Origin of the sequence: Pseudomonas marincola (assembly GCF_900116605.1) — a bacterium.
In the GTDB taxonomy this organism is placed as follows: domain Bacteria; phylum Pseudomonadota; class Gammaproteobacteria; order Pseudomonadales; family Pseudomonadaceae; genus Aquipseudomonas; species Aquipseudomonas marincola.
Genome location: NZ_FPBC01000014.1, coordinates 48,225 through 70,015, shown reverse-complemented (window position 1 = coordinate 70,015; position 21,791 = coordinate 48,225). Strand labels below are relative to the sequence as shown.

Genomic DNA, 21,791 nt, shown 5'->3' with positions numbered 1-21,791 from the left:
ACCGTGAATGGCCAGACCCATGTCGGCCAATAAGGAGCAGCTATGAAACTCAAGAATAAGATTGCCTTCGTCACCGGTGCAGCTCAGGGAATGGGTGCTGCCATTGTCCGTGAGTTTGTGGCGCAAGGCGCCACCGTTTACGCGGCAGATATTAATGCTGAGGCAATTGACGCCAGTGTTGCCGACCTGTCCGGTAAGGCTCACGCAGTCGTCTGCAATGTGATGGATGAAGCCTCAGTTCAGGCTGCTATGGCGCGTATCAACAATGAAGCTGGCCGGCTGGATATTTTGGTCAATAACGCTGGAACCGGCTCAGTTGATAGCTTCCTCGATACCCCTGTCGAAAACTGGGACCGAGTTGTTGGCGTTAACCTTAAAGGCAGCTTTTTGTGCGCCCGTGAAGCCGCTCGCTTGATGGTCTCTAAAGGCATTGCAGGCAGCATTATCAACTTTTCCAGCACGGGTGCTGCCACCGGTGAAGGGCCGTGTCATTACATTGCCTCCAAAGCCGGAATTATGGGCCTCACCCGCAGTTTAGCGCGTGAGCTGGCGGCACAAAAAATACGCGTTAATACGCTTGTGCCTGGTCCTACAGACACTCCGATGATGAGTGGCATCCCTGATGAGTGGATGCAGTCGATGATTGCTGCCATCCCGCTTGGCCGTCTGGGTCAGCCGGCTGAGATTGCCCATGCAGTGGTTTTCCTGGCCAGTGACGATGCCAGTTTTGTAACCGGACAAAACCTCGCCGTTAATGGCGGCTCTGCGTTCATCTGAGGAGTCAGACGATGTCAGCACGTATGCAAAATAAAGTTTGTTTTGTCACCGGCGGTGGCTCTGGTATTGGCGCTGCAACAGCACACAAGTTCGCTGCAGAAGGCGCCATGGTGGTTATTTGTGGTCGCAGTGAAGAGCCGCTTCAAGGGGTGGTTGAGCAAATTACCCATGCCGGCGGTAAAGCCGCTTACCGCGTCGCAGACGTCAGCAATGAGCAGGCATTTGTCGCCGCCATTGAGTCGACTGCTGCCGAGTACGGCCGTCTCGATGTCATGGTGAACAACGCCATGGCTTATACCTGGGGTGCTGTAGATCAAATGTCTACGGCGGACTGGCACGCCAATTTTTCCACCACTGTTGATGGCACTTTTTGGGGCACCCGCACTGCAATGCAGCTGATGAAAAAGCAGGGCGGTGGGTCGATCGTCAATATTGCATCAATTTGCGGTGTTTTTGGTACGGCATGGATGACCGGCTACTCAGCCGCAAAAGCCGCTGTGATCAATTTCTCACGCGCCGTTGCATCAGAAGGTGCGTCTGTTGGCGTTCGTTGCAACGTGGTAGTGCCCGGCGTCGTTGCTACCCCAGCCACCGCCGGCATGCTCGGTGACGACAAGAGTCGCGTTAATACCGAGAAGCTAATCCCGATGGGTCGTGTGGGCCAGGCGGATGAGTTGGCCAACGCAGTGTTCTTTTTAGCATCCGACGAAGCGAGCTATATCACCGGTGCAAGCCTCGCGGTAGATGGCGGACGCAGCTCCGACCTTTACACAGTATTTGAATAACCGGCGTTTAGCCCGGATCTGCCCGCAATAAAGGCAATAGCATGGATAACGATACCCTCATACAGCGTCTCGATCGTCTTGAGTCACTCGAAGCGATTCGCCAGTTAGTTGGCAAATACGCATTATCTCTAGACATGCGCGACCTCGATGCACACGTCAATTTATTCGCTGCTGACATTCGTGTCGGCCGGGAAAAAACCGGACGTGCACACCTCAAAGCCTGGGTCGATGACACCTTGCGTCATCAGTTCACGGGTACGTCGCACCACATCGGTCAACACATTATCGAGTTTGTTGATGCTGACCATGCAATTGGTGTCGTGTACTCCAAGAATGAGCATGAAGCGGGCGCCGAGTGGGTGATCATGCAGATGCTGTACTGGGATGACTACGAGCGGATTGACGGGCAGTGGTTTTTCCGTCGCCGCTTGCCTTGTTATTGGTACGCCACGGACTTGAACAAGCCCGCGATTGGCGACATGAAAATGCGCTGGCCTGGTCATGCTCCGTACCACGGTACTTTCCATGAGCTATTCCCGTCATGGAAAGCATTCTGGGCCAATTCTCCCGTGCGTGATCAGCTTCGCGAGGTCGCTGAACCGGCTCCCCTTGAACAATTTCTGCGGCAGATGCGGGCTGATACCCCAGCGCCAAAGATACGTGTGCGCTGAGGGGTTGAATCATGCAAGCACTTATGCAATCCGCACGATTCGGTGAGTTGATATTAACCAACCGCATTGTAATGGCGCCAATGACCCGCAGTCGCTCAGATGCCAGTGCCGTACCGAACGCACAGATGGCTGAATATTATGCGCAGCGCGCCAGTGCCGGGATGATAGTCGCCGAAGGGACAGCTCCGTCCGTCGATGGCTTGGGCTACTGCCGTACGCCAGCGATTTACAGCATTGCGCAGATTGCCGGCTGGCGACAGGTCACCGATGCCGTGCATGCACGGGGTGGCCAGATTGTATTGCAATTAATGCATTGTGGCAGGGTTGCCAACCATCACAACAAACCTGTTGGCAGTCGCACAGTTGGGCCATCAGCGGTTGCAGCCGAAACTGAGCTGTTTACAGACACAGTGGGTATGGCGCCAACAGACAAGCCTGAAGCCCTTAGTCGCGTGGAAATTCAGCAAATCATTGCTGAGTATCGCCAGGCGGCGCTGAATGCGCGCTTAGCGGGTTTCGACGGTGTGGAACTGCATTGCACCAGTGGCTATTTGCCGATGCAATTCATGTCGGAAAACGCTAATCAACGCACTGATGAATACGGCGGCAGCCCGGCTAACCGTGTGCGCTTTAGTCATCAGGTGTTAGCTGCCATGGCCGATGCTATCGGTGCGGGGCGAGTCGGTTTGCGCTTTTGCCCAAGCAATCGTTTTAACGACATTGCGGATAGTGACCCAGCAGCCACGTTCACCGAGTTGCTACGCGGTCTGCGGGGTATGAATTTGGCGTATCTGCACATCATGCGGGCACACAGTAAGCGCATAGATGCTTTCGCTCAGGCTCGCGAGCAATTTCAGGGCGCGCTGATTATCAATGATGGCTTTGAGCCTGACAGCGCTTTAGCCGCCGTTGAATCCGGCATGGCGGACGCCGTTTCCTTCGGCCGTCACTACATCGCCAACCCTGATCTGGTTGAGCGCATTCGCGATGGTGTTGCTCTCGCCGAATTTGATCGTAAAACCCTCTACTCACTAGGAGCCCAGGGCTACACAGATTACCCGGCGTATCGCGAGAGCCTTCAGGAGGACTACGCATGAGCACCCAAGTTACGGCGCTACAAGAACAACAATCCGTCCGTATCGAGCCGCCACTTCGTGAGGCGACTCAGGCCAAACTCGACAAACGAGCTGCCGCTGCCAGTTTGATCAAACCTCGCGATTCGTACACGCTGGCTGACCGCATTGAATGTCAGGCTGACACGCATGCGCAGCGGTCGATGTTGATCTATGCCGGTCAGCGCTTCACTTATGCCGAAGTCGATCAAGCAGCTAATCGCTGCGCCAACGAAATGCTACGTCGTGGGCTGCAGGCCGGGGATGTATGTGCGCTGGCCATGGAAAACCGGCCAGAGTTTTTCTTCTACTGGTTCGCCCTGGCGAAACTCGGCGTGACCACGGCTTTCATCAACTATCACCTAACCGGAAAAGCACTGTTGCATGCACTGCACAGTACTCGTGCGAAGGCCGTGATCGTTGGGGAAGAGTGCTTGAGTGTTTTCATCGCCTCGCAAGAAACTTGTAACTATCCCTGCTGGTTAGTGCCTGATGCCGAAAAACCATACACCGGTGAGGTACCTGCGCGTTTTGATTGTGATTTTTCAGCGGCCGTAGCAAACGCTTCTGATGCAAGGCCAGCAGCGCATTTGCGAGCAGGCCTTAAAGCTGAAGATGACATGTTGTACATCTTCACTTCAGGCACGACGGGCCTGCCGAAGGCGGCACGCTACAGCCATATGCGCTGGATGAGCTCAGGGGACGTCATGCGTGTAACGCTCGATGTGACGCCCGAGGACGTGTTCTATTGCTGTTTACCGCTTTATCACGGGGCTGCAGCGACATCAATTACCTCCACTGCGTTAGTCAGCGGCGCTGCAATCGTATTCCGGCGCAAGTTTAGCGCCAGTGAATTCTGGGCTGATATCCGCCGTTATCATGTCAGTGTTTTTCAGTACATTGGCGAAATTTGCCGATACCTATTGAACAAGCCTGCGCAGTCAGATGACCGTGAGCACAGCTTACGTTGCATGCTTGGCGCCGGACTGAGTCGAGATGTCTGGCAACGCTGGGTACAGCGCTTCGGTGAATTGGATATCTACGAAGGCTGGGGCTCGACTGAAGCCAATACCGCGACGCTCAATGTCGACAACCGTGTGGGATCCTGCGGGCGAATTCCTTTTTGGGACAAGACCAATCTACGCCTGCTCAAGTTTGACACTGAAACTCAGACCCATGTTCGTGATGAGCAAGGCCGTTACGTGCACTGTGCACCCCATGAAGTTGGAGAGGCTGTAGGCTTCATCGTTGATCATCCAGACATCGGTGCCGGGCGTTTCGAGGGGTATACCTCGGTCGAGGCGACCGAAAAGAAGACCTTACGCAATGTATTTTCCGAGGGCGATGCATGGTGGAGCAGCGGTGATTTACTGCGTTATGACGAGGATGGTTATTGCTACTTCGTCGACCGCATTGGCGACACCTTCCGCTGGAAAAGCGAGAACGTATCAACCCTTGAGATAGCCGATGCACTGGGAGATTTCCCTGGGCTTGAACTGATCAATATTTATGGTGTTCTGGTACCCGGTCATGAAGGACGCGCGGGGATGGCTGCGATTCTGATGCAGCCAGGTCATACCTTTGATCCTCAGGCGTTTTATCAGTTTGCCAGCGAGCGTGTTCCGCATTACGCAGTGCCGGTATTTGTCCGCGTCTCGCCGATGGCCGATATGACCACGACCTTCAAGCTGCGCAAAGTTGATCTTCAGCGTCAGGGTTACAACCCACTATTGATCAGCGAACCGCTGTATGTGCGCGATGACTCCAGTAGCGGTTACCAGCTATACAGTGATGCGGTGTTGGCACGGAATGGCTTGCCGCCATTTATTGGAGACTCGTTGTGAGCGAGGTGAGCCTGTGTGGCCAAGAGGGCCAGCAGGCGCTGCGTTTTCCTTGGGACTCTGCGCCGGAAAAAGGTGATGTACGCGAAGTCGCCGAGGGCGTTTTTTGGTTACGCATGCCACTGCCTTTCGCTCTGGATCACATCAACCTCTATTTGCTCCGCCATGAGCAAGGTTGGGTGATTGTTGATACCGGTATGCCAACAGACGAAGCACGTAAGGTGTGGGAAGGAGTGATGACTGGGCTGTTTGCGGATCAGCCTGTACTTGCGGTGATTTGCACCCATTTTCACTATGACCACGCTGGTTTGCTGGCGTGGCTCTCAGACCGTTTCAAATGTCCGGTCTATATGACCTGTGGTGAATTCCAGTCTCTCAGTTTGCACAATCCAAAAGGGGATGAGCCGAACTGGGCATTTCTCCAGCTATACCGGCGTGCGGGTGTCAGTGAAGCCGGCATCGAACAGATCGTTCCAACCATAAGTCGTTCATCTTTTAGCGTCGAGCAACCGCACAGCTATCGACGCCTGCGTGATGCCCAGCTTCTGCGAATAGGTTCGCGCCAATGGCGGGTAGTGGTTGGCGCAGGTCATTCACCTGAGCATGCCTGCTTGTATAGCGAAGAAGATCAGCTGTTGATCTCAGGCGATCAAGTATTGCCACGAATTACCTCCAGCGTGTGCATTACCGTAACCGAGCCCGATGCTAACCCACTACTTGAATGGCTCGACTCACTCAAACGCTTACGCCAATTACCTGACTCGGTGCTGGTTTTGCCTGCGCATGAGAGGCCTTTCTATGGTTTGCACAAACGACTGAGCCAACTCCAACAGCATCACGAACGCCATTTAGAAACCCTGACTAAGGCATTGCGTGAACCGCTGACAGCCGAGGAGGCGAGGGCATTGCTTTTCACACGGATACGCAATGGTTTCGATCATCTCATGGCCGTGGGTGAAACCCTGGCGCACCTGAACTTCCTGATGGAAGAGGGCATTGTGCGGCGCGAACTAGTTGGCGAGGTTTGGCGCTATAGCTTGGCGCAAACCAACGAGCAGTCAGTCGGCTCGCCAGAAGACATACATCTGTAACCACCCAATCGCAGGGTCGATTACCTTGCAAACGTAGGAGCAGTTATGAACAACAACAATAAGATCCATCTGCCGGCTACTTCATGCGGTTTTGCGCTGGCTTCATTGGCAGCGGCTGTTATGACGTTTTCTTCGTCTCCTGCTATTGCCGGAGAGCCCATAAGCCTGGGCGATGAAACAACGCTGAACTGGTCGGTAACCACCAGCTATGGCCTTGGAATGCGTCTGAGTGATCAGGACAGCGAGCTGCTCAGCAACATCAATGGGGATGACGGCAATCGAAATTTCGACCGACATTCCTTGACCAGTAATCGAGTGGGGGCTTTGGCTGAGCTGCTGCTTAGCCATAAAAATCTGGGCGCTGTTCTGCGTGCCAGCGCTTTTTATGACGACGTGTACCACCAGAGCAACGACAACAACTCGCCAAGCACCATCAATAAGTCAGGCGCGAATGATGAGTTCACTGGACAAACCAAGCGATGGTCTGGTGGCTACGGGCGGTTTCTCGATGCTTACGTTTATGGCAACTTCGACCTGCCAAGCGATCAACGTCTTTCCTTACGTCTCGGCCAGCACATGGTTGCATGGGGGGAAGGGTTGTTTTATCCGGGTGTAAATGGCGTTCAGTCATCTGTCGACGTAGTTAAGTCGGGGCAGCCCGGCGTTGAAACCAAAGAGATTCTATTGCCTGTCGGTCAGGTATCGGCTAACTGGGAAGTTAATCCAGATCTCGGCATATCGGCGTATTACCAATATGAGTGGAAAGGTAATGAGCTGAATCCTGTCGGCTCGTACCTGTCGACTTCAGATGTCACCGGCCCCGGCAGTGAGTATTTGCTTCTACAGCTTGCTCCCGGCTTTTATCAGCAAGCTGAGTATGCCGGGACCAACAAGCCCCGAGACAGCGGCCAATATGGTGTGCGCATGATGTACCGGCCCACTCTGCAATGGGAGTTTGGTCTGTTTCACGTGCGTTATCACGACCGCAACCCTGCGGGTGTAACGCTGGGTGGTTATGGCCTGAATCCGATCAGTCCGAAACTGCCTACCACCTACATGGTGGATTACTTTGAGGATATCAACCTCACAGGCGTCAGTTTCTCCACATTGATTGGGGATACACAGGTGGGCGGTGAATGGAGCTACCGCGATAACGCACCGATCAATGTAATGACCCCAGCAGGTCCGACTCCAACTCGGGGTTCAGGCCAACAGATGCAGTTAAGTTTCATCTACACAATGGGTGCAGCGGCCTGGGCGGATTCCACCACGTTGCTCGGTGAAATCGTGCATGTGCGGGCTGATGATGTGGACGCAGACCCAGTATGGGGCAGTACCGATTTTACATACGACCAGGGCAATAACTGGCAGACCAAGACGTCTACGGCTTACACCCTTCAAGCAAGTTTCAGTTATCCGGGGACTTTTGCGGGTTGGGACCTGACCGTTCCGGTGAGTTTTGCGCAAGTGCTTGATGGTCGCACGCCACTGCAGGGTGCTATTAGCGCGGGTGAGGGCGATAAGCGCTTAGCCATCGGCGCCACGTTAAAACGCTTGGGCAACCTCGAATTTAACACTACGTACACCAACTACTTGAGCTCGGCGAGTCTGCATAACAACCGGCTGCTGACTGACCGCGACAACATCACGTTTTCCGCCAAATACACGTTTTAACGTTATTGATCGAGCACGCACGGAGCGCTTGTTTGCGCTCCCATATTGGAGATAAAAATAATGCTGAAATACAGTGCAGTTCTCTCTATTGCCGTCGCTGTTAGTATGGCCAGTGCACTATCTGAAGCAAAGGTGAGCCCAGAAGAGGCTGATCATTTGGGCAAAGACCTGACGTGTGTGGGCGCCGAAGCTGCAGGAAATGCGGCAGGAACCATTCCACCGTACACCCGTAAGTATGTCGGTGAAGTTCCAGGCTGGACTGCCCCCACGCACAGCGGTGCGCACCCAGTTGATCCATATAAAGATGAAAAGCCAATTTTAGTGATTACCGCCGCTAATGCTAAAGAACATAGTGAAAATCTGACTGCAGGACAGTTAGCGATGTTCGAGCGTTATCCGGAAACGTTCAAAATCAATGTTTATACCAGTCACCGTGACTTCGCCTACCCGGAGACAGTTTGCGAAAGAGCTAAGTGGAACGCGACTAATGCCGAGATTGTCGACGATGGCATGGGCTATACCGGGCTAGGTAACACGCCATTCCCGATTCCGAAGTCAGCCATCGAAGTGCTGTGGAATCACCAGCTACCTTATCGTGCATGGACTGAGGATGTAGTGCGGGATCTGGCCTCGGTACAACCCAACGGAGACATTGGTTGGGGCCGTACCCATGGCATCTGTTTATCGCCTGCAAGCAGCCCTACCGGCCGCCCTCATACAGACGACAAAGTTTCATCCTACTGCATGAACGAGGTTCAATTGCCGCTGCGAGAAAGCGGTAATACCTCGGTCAACCATGAACCATACAACTACGCAGCCGCGCCGCGTGTAGCATGGACTTATAACACCGGTACACGCAGAGTTCGACTCGCGCCAGGTTATGGTTTCGATCAACCACTGGGTGGGTCAAACGGTGCCATGACGATTGACTCGGATCGTCTGTTCAATGGATCACCAGAGAGGTATGACTGGGAGTTGATTGGGAAAAAGGAAATTTTCATCCCAGCTAATGGCTATAAGGTCAATACCAAAGATGTGACCTATGCAAGCCTACTGACTCCGCATCACGCCAATCCTGATTACATGCGCTATGAATTGCGTCGTGTGTGGGTCATCAAAGCCAAACTCAAAGAGGGTAGTCGCCACCTTTATCGTGAACGAGTGATGTATCTGGATGAAGATACTTGGCATGCAGTAATTGCTGACTTCTATGACAATCGTGGCAAGCTTTGGAAACACTCATTCGTTAACTACTACTACCATCCGGATATGAGTGCGTGGCAAGCGGGTGCCTCTTTTTACCACGATCTTTCTAGTGGTCAGTACGTGGGTTACACCTTGGTTCAGGAGCGCGAAAAAGGTCCGATCATTAACAAAGGTGGTTATGAGCCAAGCTTCTTCACTCCCGATATGCTGCGTGCACGGGGACGCTAATCCCCCGAGCTGAGTCATGTGTTACACAGCCCCCTGGCGCTCAGGGGGCTTTTTTATGCCCGGGGTATAAGGGTGATTTGTAGACCGGATTATTTTTTCTCATTTGCCTGGGCAGCCGCATGCCGCGTGCAAGCACGAACTATGTGTTCAGTCTATGGATGTAGGCCTTATGGACGATGAGGGGGTCAAATCGTCTGTTCAACAATGACGCCATGCAGTTGAGCAGACCTACCACTTATGTGCTTAGGGCCTTGCAACTTAGCAATCGTACAAGGGGATCTATATGGGCCTTAAAGGTAACGCGGCAATTGTAGGTGCCGCGCAATATAAGCCAGAGAAATACAGCACTGCGCCGCAGATGTTTCACCTGGAGCAGGTGGCAGATCTTGCCTCTCAGGCACTGGCCGATGCCGGACTTAAAGCCCGAGACATCGATGGTTTGTGCATCAACGGGCCACACTTTCACGAAGCTTCAAGCTTTGTCCCCGCAATGGCTGCCGAATATCTAGGGCTGGCGGTTAACTTTGCAGAAGTAGTAGACCTTGGTGGCACGACTGCGGTCGGTATGATTTGGCGCGCAGCAGCTGCCATTGAACTGGGTATATGTCAGGCGGTGCTCTGTGTATTGCCACAGCGCATGGCGCCTTTCGGACCAAATGATGACCCTTCAGCTATGGCTCGTGCCATGCGCTATGGTGGGCATAGTACGCAATACGGTGCGCCAGAGGCGGAATTCGATCTGCCTTATGGTCATATGGGGCAGAACACCGGTTACGCCATGATTGCTCAGCGATACGCCGCTCAATATGGCTATGATCAGCGTGCTATGGCCAAGATTGCAGTTGACCAGCGCACCAGTGCGCAGGCGCATCCGGATGCAATATTCCGCGGTCAGGAACTGACAATCGAACAAGTATTGGCGAGTAAAATGGTCGCCGATCCATTGCATATTCTCGAGATTGTCATGCCGGTTGCTGGCGGCGCTGCAGTCATCGTGGCATCTCCCGAGGTCGCAAAACGTTGTAAATCGCGCGGGGCCCACATCACTGGATTTGGTGAGCGGCTGGGTTATAAATCCCCCAGTTACTCGCCCGATATGACTGAAACGCCTGTGGGCGCTGCCGCACGGAGCGCGTTCGCCATGTCGGGTTTAAAACCCGCAGACATGCAAGCCGCGCAAATTTACGATTGTTACACCATCACCGTGTTGTTGAGCCTCGAAGATGCAGGTTTCTGTGCAAAAGGCGAAGGCATGCGGTTTGTCCTGGAAAATGATCTAACTTTCAGGGGCAATTTCCCAATGAACACCCACGGCGGCCAGTTAAGCTTCGGTCAGGCGGGTTCAGCAGGTGGCTTCTCTCAAGTGATCGAAGCCTATCACCAGATTGCCGGCAAGGCGGGCGACCGTCAGCTTAAGGTCTGTGATCAGGTGTTCGTTTCAGGCACTGGTGGTGTCATGAGCGAGCAGGGCGTTTTGATTCTTCAGGGGGCGTAATCCATGTCAAACAAACCGATGCCGTTAGCCACTGCACTCTCAGCACCTTTTTGGGAAGGCTTGAAGGAAGGTCGAATTCTTTTGCAGATATGTGCAAGCTGCCAAGAGTGGACCTTCTATCCGCGTCGACACTGCAGTCACTGTCTTTCGCATGATTTGAGCTGGGAGCAGGTTTCAGGTTGCGCAACCCTCTATACCTACACGATTGCGCGTGTGCCGACGTTGCCAGAATTTGCCAGTGCTGAATTACAGATTCTCGCGGTGGTCGAGCTTGAGCAGGGGGTGCGTATGAATACCACCCTAATTGGACTTGAACCCGACCAAATTAAAATAGGCATGGCCCTTAAGCCTGTGAGGGCGATAGTCAGCGATGATGGCACTGTTTTGCTGCGTTACACCGGTGCCGATGTGCAAATGGTTGAGCGTGATGAACGCCCCAAGGCGCCGCCAGTCGCCGATCAGAGCAATGAGCCGACCCGGCAAAAAATAGATGTAAAAGACATCGAAACATTGCGTGCTCTAGTTTCTGACCAGTTTAGTGACTGGAGTAACCAAGTGCTGGTTGACCAGGCGCTGATCAATGATTTTGCACGGCTTTCCGGCGATGATTATTGGATTCATACCGATCCAGAGCGTGCCCGTAAAGAAGGTCCATTTGGCGGAACTATTGCTCATGGTGCGTTGGTTCAAGTGCTGATGTCGCGCATGCAAGTGCCGCTCAGCTTTGAAGTGACTGGTTTCAACAATATGGTTAATTACGGCTCTGAGCGTCTGAGGTTTCCAAGCCCGGTACCGGCGGGTTCACTTTTGCATTCGCGGGTGAGGGTTAAGTCAGTCGAGGTGTTGCCTAAAGGTACTCAGATGATCATGGAGTTCAATATTCACGTGGTCGGGCAGGAGCGTCCTGCGGTAATTAACGACTTGGCTATTTTGTATATGTAATAGCTTATTCGGTTCTTCCCGTTGCTACATATTTAGCGACTTTACCGCTGTCGACTTTTGTCGGGAGCGGTTTTTTTTGTCAATTCTATGCCGCTATTTGCCGCGAAAATCAGGCAGGTCGCCCGTTAGTCTCAATGGACGATGATGCTCGCAAGGGTCCGCGCAACAATCCTCATAAGCCCTAAAAGCAAATTATGAGGTGTGGCGGCATGAGTGAAATTCGCGCATTAAGCTATTTCGTCGCGCAGATAGATGATCTGCAGAAGTGGCGTGAATACGCTGAGAATGTCCTCGGCATGATGACCAATGAAGCGCCTGGTGGTGGTCTCTATATCAAGATGGATGACCGGCCACAACGCATATTGATCGTGCAAGGTGAACCGGTCTGCTACGTGGCATCTGGTTGGACTCTGGCCGGAAAAAAAGATTTTGACGCCCTTGTGGCGCGCCTTGAGTCTTTGGATGTGCAGTACCGCCGAGAAGATCAAGCTTTTTGCCAGCAGCGCCAGGTCAATGAAGCAGTAGTGGTGCATGACCCTTGCGGCAATCGTCATGAGCTGACTTGGGGCTATTTATCTGATTGTGCGCCATTCATCTCACCGCAGGGCGTGCCGCGCTTCCTTACTGGGGATATGGGCTTAGGGCATACGGTCCTTCCTGCGCCTGATTTCGAAGCCTGCGCCGCGTTTTATCAAAACGTGCTGGGATTTGAAATGACAGACATTTTCAATTTCCGCCCCGCCCCCGATGCGCCTCCGGTTCGTATCCATTTTATGCACTGTGGAAATAGTCGCCATCACAGCCTGGCGATAGCCGAGTACGACGTGCCGAGTAAATGTGTGCACGTGATGGTTGAAGTCGACTCGATGACCGAAGTAGGGCGCGCTCACGATCGACGTGTAGCCAATAACGTTCCGCTTTCAGCAACTCTCGGGCAGCACCTTAACGATCGTATGACTTCGTTTTATATGAAAACGCCATCTGGCTTCGATCTGGAGTATGGCTGGGGCGGTTTGCAGGTCGACTGGGATCAGCACACAGCTTTTGAATTCACCAAGGTGAGCATTTGGGGCCATGACTTTGGTGTCGGCCAGCAGGAGCAACAGTAATGAATAAGTTGATGACAGCAGCGGATGTAGTGGGTCAGTTGCGTGATGGTATGACCATCGGTTTTGGTGGCTGGGGCCCGCGGCGCAAGCCGATGGCAATTGTTCGTGAAATATTACGTTCCGACGTGAAAGACCTCACCGTAGTCGCCTATGGCGGACCTGAAGTCGGAATGCTCTGCGCGGCAGGGAAGGTTAAAAAGTTGATCTTCGGTTTCGCTACGATGGATGCGATTCCATTAGAGCCGTATTTCCGCAAAGCCCGCCAGGCTGGCAGCTTGGATGTCATGGAGCTGGATGAAGGCTTATTCCAGTGGGGCTTGAAGGCTGCGGCGATGCGTTTGCCATTTTTGCCTGCACGTGCCGGTTTGGCTACGGATGTGATGACCCACAACCCCGCACTGAAAACCATTGCTTCACCTTATGGCGATGCCGAAGTGTTGTTGGCAATGCCTGCGTTGAATCTGGATGTTGCTTTTGTCCACGTTAACCGCGCCGATCGTTTGGGCAACACGCTGATAACCGGACACGATGTCTACTTCGATCAGCATTTTGCCCGCGCTGCACAGCAGTGCTTTGTCAGCGCTGAGGTCGTTGAAGATCGGCTCGAACTGGACGCAGAAACCGCACGCTTCAGCACTTTTGAGCGCTCGATGGTGACGGGTGTTGTGGCGGCTCCTCTGGGGGCACACCCAACCAGTTGCGGCCCTGAGTACGGCTGGGACATGAAACACCTGAAAACCTATAGCGACAGTGCGGGCGAAGAGTCTGGCTGGCAGACCTATATGGATACTTTCGTTAATTGCGGCGCTGGAGACTACCTCGAGCGCAATGGCGGCGCCGAACGCGTCAGTCAACTGCCACTGCCGACTTTCTGAGGAGACGATCATGAACAAGCCTGAATTTAGCCTGGCAGAACTAATGATAGTCGCCGCTTCCGAAGCCTGGCGTAACAACGGTGAGTGGCTCGCTTCTGGACTGGGCATTATCCCGCGTCTTGGTGCCAGCTTGGCCAAAATGACCCATAGCCCCGAGCTGTTGATGACCGACAGTGAGGCGTATTTAGTCGAGGAACCTATCCCAGTGGGGCCGCGCGGTGATTACGTACCTAAATATTCGGGTTACATGCCATTCGAGCGCGTGTTTGATTGTGTTTGGCACGGTCGTCGTCACGCCATGATTGGTCCCACCCAAATCGACTGCTGGGCGCAGACCAATCTATCCGTTATCGGTGATTACCATAAGCCTAAAGTGGCCATGCTAGGTGTACGTGGTTTACCGGGTAACAGCATTAATCATCGTAATTCGTTCTTCGTGCCGAACCACAACAGCCGTGTTTTTGTAGCCGGCGAAGTGGACATGGTTTCAGGCGTCGGTTTTAACCCTGAGCGTTGGGGGCCAGGCATGCGCCGCGATTTAATGAGCGTAGGGGTTGCCGTAACCGATCTGTGTGTCATGGATTGGAACGGTCCTGACAACGCGCCGCGCGTGGTTTCGCTGCATCCCGGTGTAGATTTTGACCTTGTGCAAGAACGCACCGGATTTGCACTGTTGAAAGCTGAGAATATGGCTGAGACAGCGCACCCAACAGCTGAGCAGATAGCTTTGATGCAGCGGCTTGACCCGCATAACCTGCGCAGCAAACAGCTTAAAGGCAACCCTGCTGGTATTCGTACCGCAGAAGAGGTGCGTGCATGAGCAACGGTACTGAATTCGTCGAGCGCGCCGACACGTCGGTCTATGAGACTGACGAGCCGGTGTCGTACCGAGTCGAAGCGGGCGTTGCCATTGTCACTATGAGCCGTCCGCAATTCAACAATGTGCAGAACTCACAAATGACATACGCGCTCGATGACTGCTTTCGTCGGGCAATAAACGATGACGAGGTGAAAGTCATCGTGTTGTGCTCAACCGGAAAGCATTTCTCTGCTGGGCATGACATTGGGACCCCGGGGCGCGACGTCACTAAGACCTTCGAGCGTAAGCACCTATGGTGGGATCACACCAATAAGCCAGGCGGCGAATTCCTCTATGCGCGTGAGCAAGAGGTGTACCTGAATATGTGCCGACGTTGGCGCGAAATGCCTAAGCCGACCATTGCCATGGTGCAGGGCGCCTGTATTGCCGGCGGGCTGATGCTGGCCTGGGTGTGTGACCTGATTATTGCCAGCGAGGATGCTTTTTTTCAGGACCCAGTTGTGCGTATGGGTATTCCCGGCGTTGAGTACTTTGCTCACGCCTTTGAAATGCACCCGCGTATAGCCAAAGAGTTTTTGTTGATGGGTGATCGTATGCCTGCCTCGCGGGCATATGAGTTGGGTATGGTGAACCGTGTCGTTGCACGCGATCAGCTTGAACAAACAACGCTCGACATCGCTGCGCGCATCGCCAAGCAGCCCCGCATGGGGCTGGCTCTGACGAAGCAGGCAGTCAATCACATTGAAGATCTGCAAGGTAAGCGCGCAGGAATGGAGGCCGCTTTCGCTTGGCATCATTTTGCCCATGTGCACAACGAACAGATATCCGGTGACAAACTTGGTGGCTTTGATGGCAAGGCCATGGCGGCTGCTAACAAGGAGCAGGCTGCCAGCCACAAAGGTGAGTGTTCATGAGCTGGCATGACACCCGCGTAACCGCGGCGTTGGGTTGTCGGTTTCCGATTATCCAAACAGCAATGGGCTGGGTCTCTGACGCTAATTTAGTGATTGCTACAACGCGCGCTGGCGGCTTCGGTTTTCTGGCCGGTGCGACAATTGCCGCAGATCAGTTGGAAGCCGAGATCAACAAGGTGATTGCCGCCACGGGTGGCAGTAACTTTGGCCTGAACTTTCACATGTTCCAGGACAATGCCGGGCAATGTGTCGATCTGGCGATCAAGTACCGCCTGCGTGCGGTGAGTTATGGCCGCGGGCCGGATCGTGAAACTATTCAGCGGTTCAAGGATGCCAACGTGTTGTGCATTCCGACCGTTGGAGCACTCAAGCATGCGATCAAAGCGGTTGAGTTGGGTGCCGACATGATCACCATTCAGGGCGGAGAGGGCGGTGGACATACGGGTGGAGTACCGACCAGTATTTTGCTGCCGCAAGTTTTGAGCGCAGTAGATATACCCGTCATCGCGGCGGGTGGTTTTTCAACCGGCCGCGGTCTGGCGTCAGCCCTGGCCGCTGGTGCGGATGCTATCGCCATGGGCACGCGGTTCATGATGAGTAGTGACTCACCCACACCAGCACTCACGCTCGAGCGCTATTTGGCGACCCGTGATACTCAGCAGGTACGGGTCACACTAGCTGTCGACGGCATGCGTCACCGCATGGTCGACAACCCGTTTATCCGCAAGCTTGAGGCTGCTAGCCCCATGGGGCGTCTGTGGATTGCTCTGCGCAGTGCGCGCAAATGGAAAGCGCAAACCGGCATGAGCACGTTGCACATGCTGCGCACCTTCATTGCGGCTATCAAGGACGATCCGAGCGCGATGTCGCAAGTGATCATGGCCGCTAATCAGCCGATTCTATTGCAACGCTCTATGGTCGAAGGCTTTCCGGATGAAGGCATTCTGCCGAGTGGGCAGGTCGCAGCTGCGATCGATAAATTGCTCAGTTGCCAGCAACTTATCGACGAGATAGTCCAAGAGGCCGATGTTTGCTTGCAGCGTCTCCATCAACGTATGCAGCAAGAGACGGCGTCGCTGCATGCCGAACAACACAGGAGCGCTCACGTATGACAACCCCCTTCACCAGTCAAATCCAGCAGGGCATTGCCGAATTGGTAATTAATAAACCCCCGGTCAATGCCTTGGACAGTAACGAATGGCTCGCCTTGGCGGCTCATATCGACCAGTTGGGTTCTGATCCTGCCGTGCGTGTTCTGATTATCCGGGCCGAAGGCCGCGGTTTCTGCGCCGGTGTTGACATCAAAGAGCTGGATGCTCATCCCGAACGCATCGTTAAGGTAAATGCTGGGAATTACGCCACGTTTAAGGCCATTCACCGTTGTGCAGTGCCAGTTATCGTGGCAGTACACGGGTTTGTACTGGGTGGCGGCATTGGCATGACTGGCGCAGCAGATATTGTGGTTGCATCACGCTGTGCCACGTTTGCATTACCTGAGGTAGACCGCGGTGCGATGGGCGGCGGCGCTCATCTGCAGCGGCTGTTTCCGGTGCAAAAGGTCCGTTACATGTTCTTCACGGGTGAAACGGTCACCGCACCAGATGCTATGCAGTACGGCTTCATCGAGCGCTTGGTCGAACGTGATGAGCTTCCAGCGACTGCGCGCGAAATTGCCCAGCAAATTGCGGCCAAGAGCCCTGCAATGATCCGTATCGCTAAAGAAGCATTGAACGGCATCGAAGACGGCAATCTGGAAGATAAATATCGCTGGGAGCAAGGCTTCACCCTTGAGGCCTACACCTTGCCGGATTCGGCGGAAACCCGCAGTGCTTTCGTTGAAAAGCGCGAAGCCAGCTTCTGAGAGTGACAGCATGCAACTGACCTATACCGATAAACAGAATGCCTTCCGCGCTGAATTACGTGAATGGCTGAAGGCCAACCTGCCGACCAAACCGCTCGCGAGCTATGACACCCGGGAAGGGTTTGAAGAGCATCGTGCATGGGAGCGTAAGCTCTATGACAGCCGCTGGTCGATGGTTATGTGGCCTGAGCATCTGGGTGGCCGCGGCTGCGACTTGATTGAGTGGCTGATCTTCGAAGAAGAGTATTACGCGGCAAATGCGCCAATGCGCGTAAACCAAAACGGTCAGCTGTTGCTGGGCCCGACGTTGATCGAGTTCGGCACTGAGGAGCAGAAGCAGCATTTTTTACCGCGTATTGCTTCCAGTGAAGACATGTGGGCACAAGCCTGGTCAGAGCCTAATGCGGGCTCGGATATGGCAGCGATTCGCAGCAAAGCGATTCGTGACGGTGATCATTATGTGGTGTCGGGTCAGAAAACATGGTCAACACGTGCCAGCTTTGCAGACTGGACATTTGGCTTGTTCCGCAGTGATCCCGACAGTCAACGCCATCATGGCTTGAGTTACTTAATGGTGCCGTTGGACAGCCCCGGGGTCACTATTCGGCCGATTAAGGCGTTAAACGGTAAAGATGCATTCGCCGAGATCTTCTTCGATGAAGTCCGTGTACCGGTTGCGCATCGTCTGGGGGCTGAAGGGCAGGGCTGGAATGTCGCGATGGCCACCGCAGGTTTCGAGCGTGGGCTACTACTGCGTTCACCTGCGCGCTTCCAGCAAACCGCTAAACGTCTGATTGAACTGTACAAGGCTAATCCGCAAGTAGCAGAGCGTGATCCTGGCCTGCGCGATGCGGTCATCGAGAGCTGGATGGGCGCTCAAGCTTATGCGCAGTCGGCTTATCACACGGTTGGGCTGGTGCAGAAAGGCGCAAAAATTGGCGCAGAGTCGAGCATCAACAAAATCATTTGGTCAGAGCTTGATTTGAAAATGCATGAAACTGCCATGCGCATTTTGGGCGCGCGCGGTGAATTGCGCAGTACAGCACCTGAAGCGGTTGCAAATGGTAGCTGGCTTGAAGGGTTTCTGTTCGCTCAAGCGGGGCCGATTTACGCCGGCACCAATGAGATTCAGCGCAATATTATTGCCGAGCGCATGCTCGGATTGCCGAAAGCCTGAGGGAGCCAACCATGGACTTTACCTTTACCGAAGACCAATTGGCTTTCCGCGAAGCCATCAGTCGCTTTCTGATGACAGAGGCTCCGCCCGAGTTGCTTCGCGATATCTGGGATACAGAGGAAGGCCGGTCGCCAGAGCTGCGCGCCAAAATTTCTGAGCAGGGTCTCACTGCCTTGTCCGTGCCTGAAGCACAGGGTGGCTTGGGCATGGGCGACATTACGTGGGCATTGCTTACACAAGAGCTGGGTTATTACGCGATACCTGATTCTTTAGCCGATACCGCCTTTGTGGCGACAGGCTTACTGAGTGCCTTGCCAGAGGGCACTCGTATGCGCGAAGAGTTGCTCAGCCGTATTGCTGAAGGTTCAGTGCGTATCGCAGTGGGCCACTCAGTCAACCCGTTGGTAGCTGATGTGCATTTGGCTGATGTTGTGCTGCAAGAGCATCAGGGCGAAGTGCATGCGCTCTGCCGTGACAACATCGGTTTCGAACGCAATCCTAGTATCGACAGCTCACGTCGCCTGAGCCGCATCAGCTTTGAGCCGAGCGATGCCACGCGTTTGGTTGGCAGTGAACAGGGACGGGCTGTGTGGGCACAGACCCTGAATCGCGGTGCCTTGGCTGTCGCGGGACAAAGTCTGGGTCTGGCTCAACGAATGCTCGACCTGTCAGTCGACTATGTCACCCAACGCAAACAGTTCGGCAAACCCATTGGCAGCTTTCAGGCGGTTAAGCACAAGCTTGCTGATGTCGCGAGCAAAATTGAGTTCGCTAAACCTGTGCTTTATCACGCCGCGCATGCGCTGGCCCATGGTGACGCGCAGGCCAACCTGAATGTATCGCATGCCAAGTTGGCCTGTTGTGAAGCGGCCTGGTTGGCGGCTCGCAACGGCATTCAAGTACACGGGGCGATGGGATATACCTGGGAAGTTGATCTGCAAATGTTTATGAAGCGCGCATGGGCACTGGACTCTGCGTGGGGTGATCGCGCTTTCCATAACTCGCGGGTGGCTGAAACCTTACTGGCTGATACGGCCCAAATTGGCCCGTCTTTCACTTTCGGAGCGCTGCAAAATGACTGAAGCTTATATTGTTGACGCATTGCGCAGCCCGACAGGACGTCGCAAAGGCAGCTTGTCCAATGTTCATGCCATTGATCTCGGTGCACACGTTTTAAAAGCGTTGGTCGAACGCAATGGCATACCGGCAGATGAGTATGACGACGTCATTTTTGGCTGTGTCGATACTATCGGATCGCAAGCAGGCGATATAGCACGTACCAGCTGGCTGGCTGCAGGTCTGCCGCTTTGTGTGCCAGGCACGACTGTTGATCGTCAATGCGGCTCATCCCAGCAGGCGGTACATTTTGCTGCCCAGGCGGTAATGAGCGGTACCCAGGATGTTGTTGCCGTAGGTGGCGTGCAGACAATGACCCAAATCCCGATCGCCTCGGCCATGGTTGCCGGTCAAGCACTGGGGTTTAGTGATCCGTTTTCTGGCAGTGAAGGCTGGCGAGCACGCTTTGCCGACCAGCCCGTTAACCAGTTCTATGCCGCTCAGCGCATCGCTAGCCACTGGAATATCAGTCGCGCAGAGATGGAAGCTTTTGCTTTGGAAAGCCATCAGCGGGCATTACGAGCCATAAACAACGGCCACTTTGCACGTGAAATTGTGCCGCTCAATGGTTTCGATTGCGACGAAACGCCCCGTGATACAACGTTGGAGAAAATGGCTTCGCTGGAACCGGTCGATCCTGCCTTCCCGGATATTACGGCCGCTGTTTCGAGCCAGACCTGCGATGCTTCTTCGGCGATGCTGGTGGTTTCAGAAGCGGCGCTTAAGCGTTACAACTTGACGCCTCGGGCGCGGATTCATCACCTCAGCGTGCGCGGTGACTGCCCCATTTGGCATTTGACTGCGCCGATTGAAGCCACTCGCTATGCCCTCAAGAAAACCGGATTAAGCATGGCCGATATAGACCGTGTTGAAATCAACGAAGCTTTCGCATCTGTCGTAATGGCATGGCAAAAAGAACTGGATTACGACCCGGCCCGCACCAACGTGGTAGGGGGGGCGATTGCTCTCGGCCATCCGTTAGGGGCCACGGGAACCAAGTTGATGACGACCTTGCTGCATGAACTTGAGCGCAGTAACAGTCGTTACGGCTTGCAGACCATGTGCGAAGGCGGCGGGCAGGCCAACGTAACCATTATTGAGCGGCTTTAGAGCTCAAATACTTCATTGCAACAGGTTAAAGCAACCCCGCTCGCGGGGTTGGTGCCTGAGTCTTGCCGTTGATTTGCTTAAAGGAGTGTAAACATGGGAATTCTAAATGATCGTGTGGTGATTATCACCGGTGCGGGCGGTGGCTTAGGTGCCGCACATGCACGGGTATTCGCCGCTGAGGGCGCCTGTGTTCTGGTCAATGACATCAATCGTGAAGCCGCGCAAAAAGTAGTCGATGAGATTATTGCCAGTGGCGGTCGTGCTGTTGCAAACAGCTCTGATATCACCAGTTATAGCGACAGCGAAAATGCGGTAAAGCAGGCCATTGAAACGTGGGGCGCGCTGCATGTGGTGCTCAACAACGCCGGGGTTAATCGCGATCGTATGTTTGCCTCCATGACCGAAGCCGAGTGGGACACCATCATGAGTGTTCATCTCAAAGGACACTTCTGCATCAGCTCTCATGCGGTGCATTACTGGCGCGATCAGTCCAAAACGGGTAATCCGATTGCGGCGCGAATTATTAATACAACATCTGGCGCAGGCTTGCAGGGTTCCATCGGGCAGTCTAATTACGCGGCTGCCAAAGGTGGTATTGCCGCGCTTACCTTGAACCAAGCGGCTGAACTAGGCCGTTATGGGATCACTGCGAACGCTGTCGCGCCCGCTGCGCGCACAGGTATGACCACTGCCGTTGAAGCGATGGCCCAGCGTATGGCCAGCCCAACGGATGGCAGCTTCGATTATTGGGCGCCCGAAAACGTCAGCTCTCTACTGGCTTGGTTGGCCAGTGAGCAAGCAAGTGATGTGACCGGGCGTGTGTTTGAGGCTGAAGGCGGGAAAATTTCAATAGCCGACGGCTGGCGTACCACTGAAGGCGTCGACAAAGGCCAGCGCTGGTTGCCAGGTGAAGTAGCTGAGGCAATGACTCAACTGTTGGCCAACGAGAAGCCTGCTCAGAAAGTTTACGGTAGCTGACGCGGGGGA

The 21,791-nt window shown here is 54.1% G+C and carries 20 protein-coding genes; all 20 read left to right on the top strand.

What is annotated here, in order from left to right; genetic code table 11:
• Positions 1-42 precede the first annotated feature (42 nt).
• The 20 genes from BM395_RS18975 to BM395_RS18880 all read left to right on the top strand — a co-directional run bounded on the left by BM395_RS18975 (position 43) and on the right by BM395_RS18880 (position 21,782).
• On the top strand, positions 43-777 hold the full coding sequence (locus tag BM395_RS18975) for an SDR family NAD(P)-dependent oxidoreductase (protein WP_090514856.1): 735 nt from the start codon (positions 43-45) through the stop codon (positions 775-777).
• A gap of 11 nt (positions 778-788) precedes the next feature.
• Positions 789-1,562: an SDR family NAD(P)-dependent oxidoreductase gene (locus BM395_RS18970; protein ID WP_090514854.1), complete on the top strand. Its 774-nt coding sequence runs from the start codon at positions 789-791 to the stop codon at positions 1,560-1,562.
• Positions 1,563-1,603: 41 nt separating this feature from the next.
• Positions 1,604-2,233 (top strand): nuclear transport factor 2 family protein, encoded by a 630-nt coding sequence (locus tag BM395_RS18965; protein ID WP_090514851.1) that lies wholly within the window; start codon positions 1,604-1,606, stop codon positions 2,231-2,233.
• Between the two features lie 11 nt (positions 2,234-2,244).
• Positions 2,245-3,330, top strand: a complete 1,086-nt coding sequence (locus BM395_RS18960; protein ID WP_090514849.1) for an alkene reductase — start codon at positions 2,245-2,247, stop codon at positions 3,328-3,330.
• Positions 3,327-5,189 (top strand): long-chain-acyl-CoA synthetase, encoded by a 1,863-nt coding sequence (locus tag BM395_RS18955; protein ID WP_090514848.1) that lies wholly within the window; start codon positions 3,327-3,329, stop codon positions 5,187-5,189. Before BM395_RS18960 ends, BM395_RS18955 begins: the two co-directional genes overlap by 4 nt.
• The gene (locus BM395_RS18950) at positions 5,186-6,277 is read left to right on the top strand and encodes an MBL fold metallo-hydrolase (protein WP_090514845.1); all 1,092 of its coding nucleotides are present in this window, start codon (positions 5,186-5,188) and stop codon (positions 6,275-6,277) included. Before BM395_RS18955 ends, BM395_RS18950 begins: the two co-directional genes overlap by 4 nt.
• A 45-nt stretch (positions 6,278-6,322) precedes the next feature.
• Complete coding sequence (locus tag BM395_RS18945) at positions 6,323-7,951, top strand: DUF1302 domain-containing protein (protein ID WP_090514844.1); 1,629 nt, start codon at positions 6,323-6,325, stop codon at positions 7,949-7,951.
• 60 nt (positions 7,952-8,011) lie between these two features.
• On the top strand, positions 8,012-9,385 hold the full coding sequence (locus BM395_RS18940) for a DUF1329 domain-containing protein (RefSeq protein WP_090514841.1): 1,374 nt from the start codon (positions 8,012-8,014) through the stop codon (positions 9,383-9,385).
• 283 nt (positions 9,386-9,668) lie between these two features.
• Positions 9,669-10,880 carry a thiolase family protein gene (locus tag BM395_RS18935; RefSeq protein ID WP_090514839.1) on the top strand — a complete coding sequence of 404 codons (1,212 nt, stop codon included), beginning with the start codon at positions 9,669-9,671 and terminating at the stop codon, positions 10,878-10,880.
• A gap of 3 nt (positions 10,881-10,883) precedes the next feature.
• Entirely contained in the window at positions 10,884-11,822 is a 939-nt protein-coding gene (locus BM395_RS18930) for a bifunctional OB-fold nucleic acid binding domain-containing protein/MaoC family dehydratase (RefSeq protein ID WP_090514836.1), read from the top strand.
• 209 nt (positions 11,823-12,031) lie between these two features.
• Entirely contained in the window at positions 12,032-12,931 is a 900-nt protein-coding gene (locus BM395_RS18925; protein ID WP_090514833.1) for a VOC family protein, read from the top strand.
• The gene (locus tag BM395_RS18920; protein ID WP_090514830.1) at positions 12,931-13,806 is read left to right on the top strand and encodes a CoA transferase subunit A; all 876 of its coding nucleotides are present in this window, start codon (positions 12,931-12,933) and stop codon (positions 13,804-13,806) included. Before BM395_RS18925 ends, BM395_RS18920 begins: the two co-directional genes overlap by 1 nt.
• Before the next feature lie 10 nt (positions 13,807-13,816).
• On the top strand, positions 13,817-14,626 hold the full coding sequence (locus tag BM395_RS18915; protein ID WP_170860629.1) for a CoA-transferase subunit beta: 810 nt from the start codon (positions 13,817-13,819) through the stop codon (positions 14,624-14,626).
• Positions 14,623-15,540: an enoyl-CoA hydratase gene (locus tag BM395_RS18910; protein WP_090514828.1), complete on the top strand. Its 918-nt coding sequence runs from the start codon at positions 14,623-14,625 to the stop codon at positions 15,538-15,540. The genes BM395_RS18915 and BM395_RS18910 overlap by 4 nt, the downstream gene beginning before the upstream one ends.
• Positions 15,537-16,652 (top strand): NAD(P)H-dependent flavin oxidoreductase, encoded by a 1,116-nt coding sequence (locus BM395_RS18905; protein WP_090514825.1) that lies wholly within the window; start codon positions 15,537-15,539, stop codon positions 16,650-16,652. Before BM395_RS18910 ends, BM395_RS18905 begins: the two co-directional genes overlap by 4 nt.
• Positions 16,649-17,401 carry an enoyl-CoA hydratase family protein gene (locus tag BM395_RS18900; protein WP_090514823.1) on the top strand — a complete coding sequence of 251 codons (753 nt, stop codon included), beginning with the start codon at positions 16,649-16,651 and terminating at the stop codon, positions 17,399-17,401. Before BM395_RS18905 ends, BM395_RS18900 begins: the two co-directional genes overlap by 4 nt.
• Positions 17,402-17,411: 10 nt before the next feature.
• Positions 17,412-18,578, top strand: a complete 1,167-nt coding sequence (locus BM395_RS18895) for an acyl-CoA dehydrogenase family protein (RefSeq protein WP_090514820.1) — start codon at positions 17,412-17,414, stop codon at positions 18,576-18,578.
• A gap of 11 nt (positions 18,579-18,589) precedes the next feature.
• Complete coding sequence (locus BM395_RS18890) at positions 18,590-19,660, top strand: acyl-CoA dehydrogenase family protein (protein ID WP_090514816.1); 1,071 nt, start codon at positions 18,590-18,592, stop codon at positions 19,658-19,660.
• Complete coding sequence (locus tag BM395_RS18885; RefSeq protein WP_090514813.1) at positions 19,653-20,804, top strand: acetyl-CoA C-acetyltransferase; 1,152 nt, start codon at positions 19,653-19,655, stop codon at positions 20,802-20,804. Before BM395_RS18890 ends, BM395_RS18885 begins: the two co-directional genes overlap by 8 nt.
• A gap of 93 nt (positions 20,805-20,897) precedes the next feature.
• Positions 20,898-21,782, top strand: coding sequence for an SDR family oxidoreductase (locus BM395_RS18880; RefSeq protein ID WP_090514811.1), 885 nt, complete (start codon positions 20,898-20,900; stop codon positions 21,780-21,782).
• Positions 21,783-21,791 lie beyond the last annotated feature (9 nt).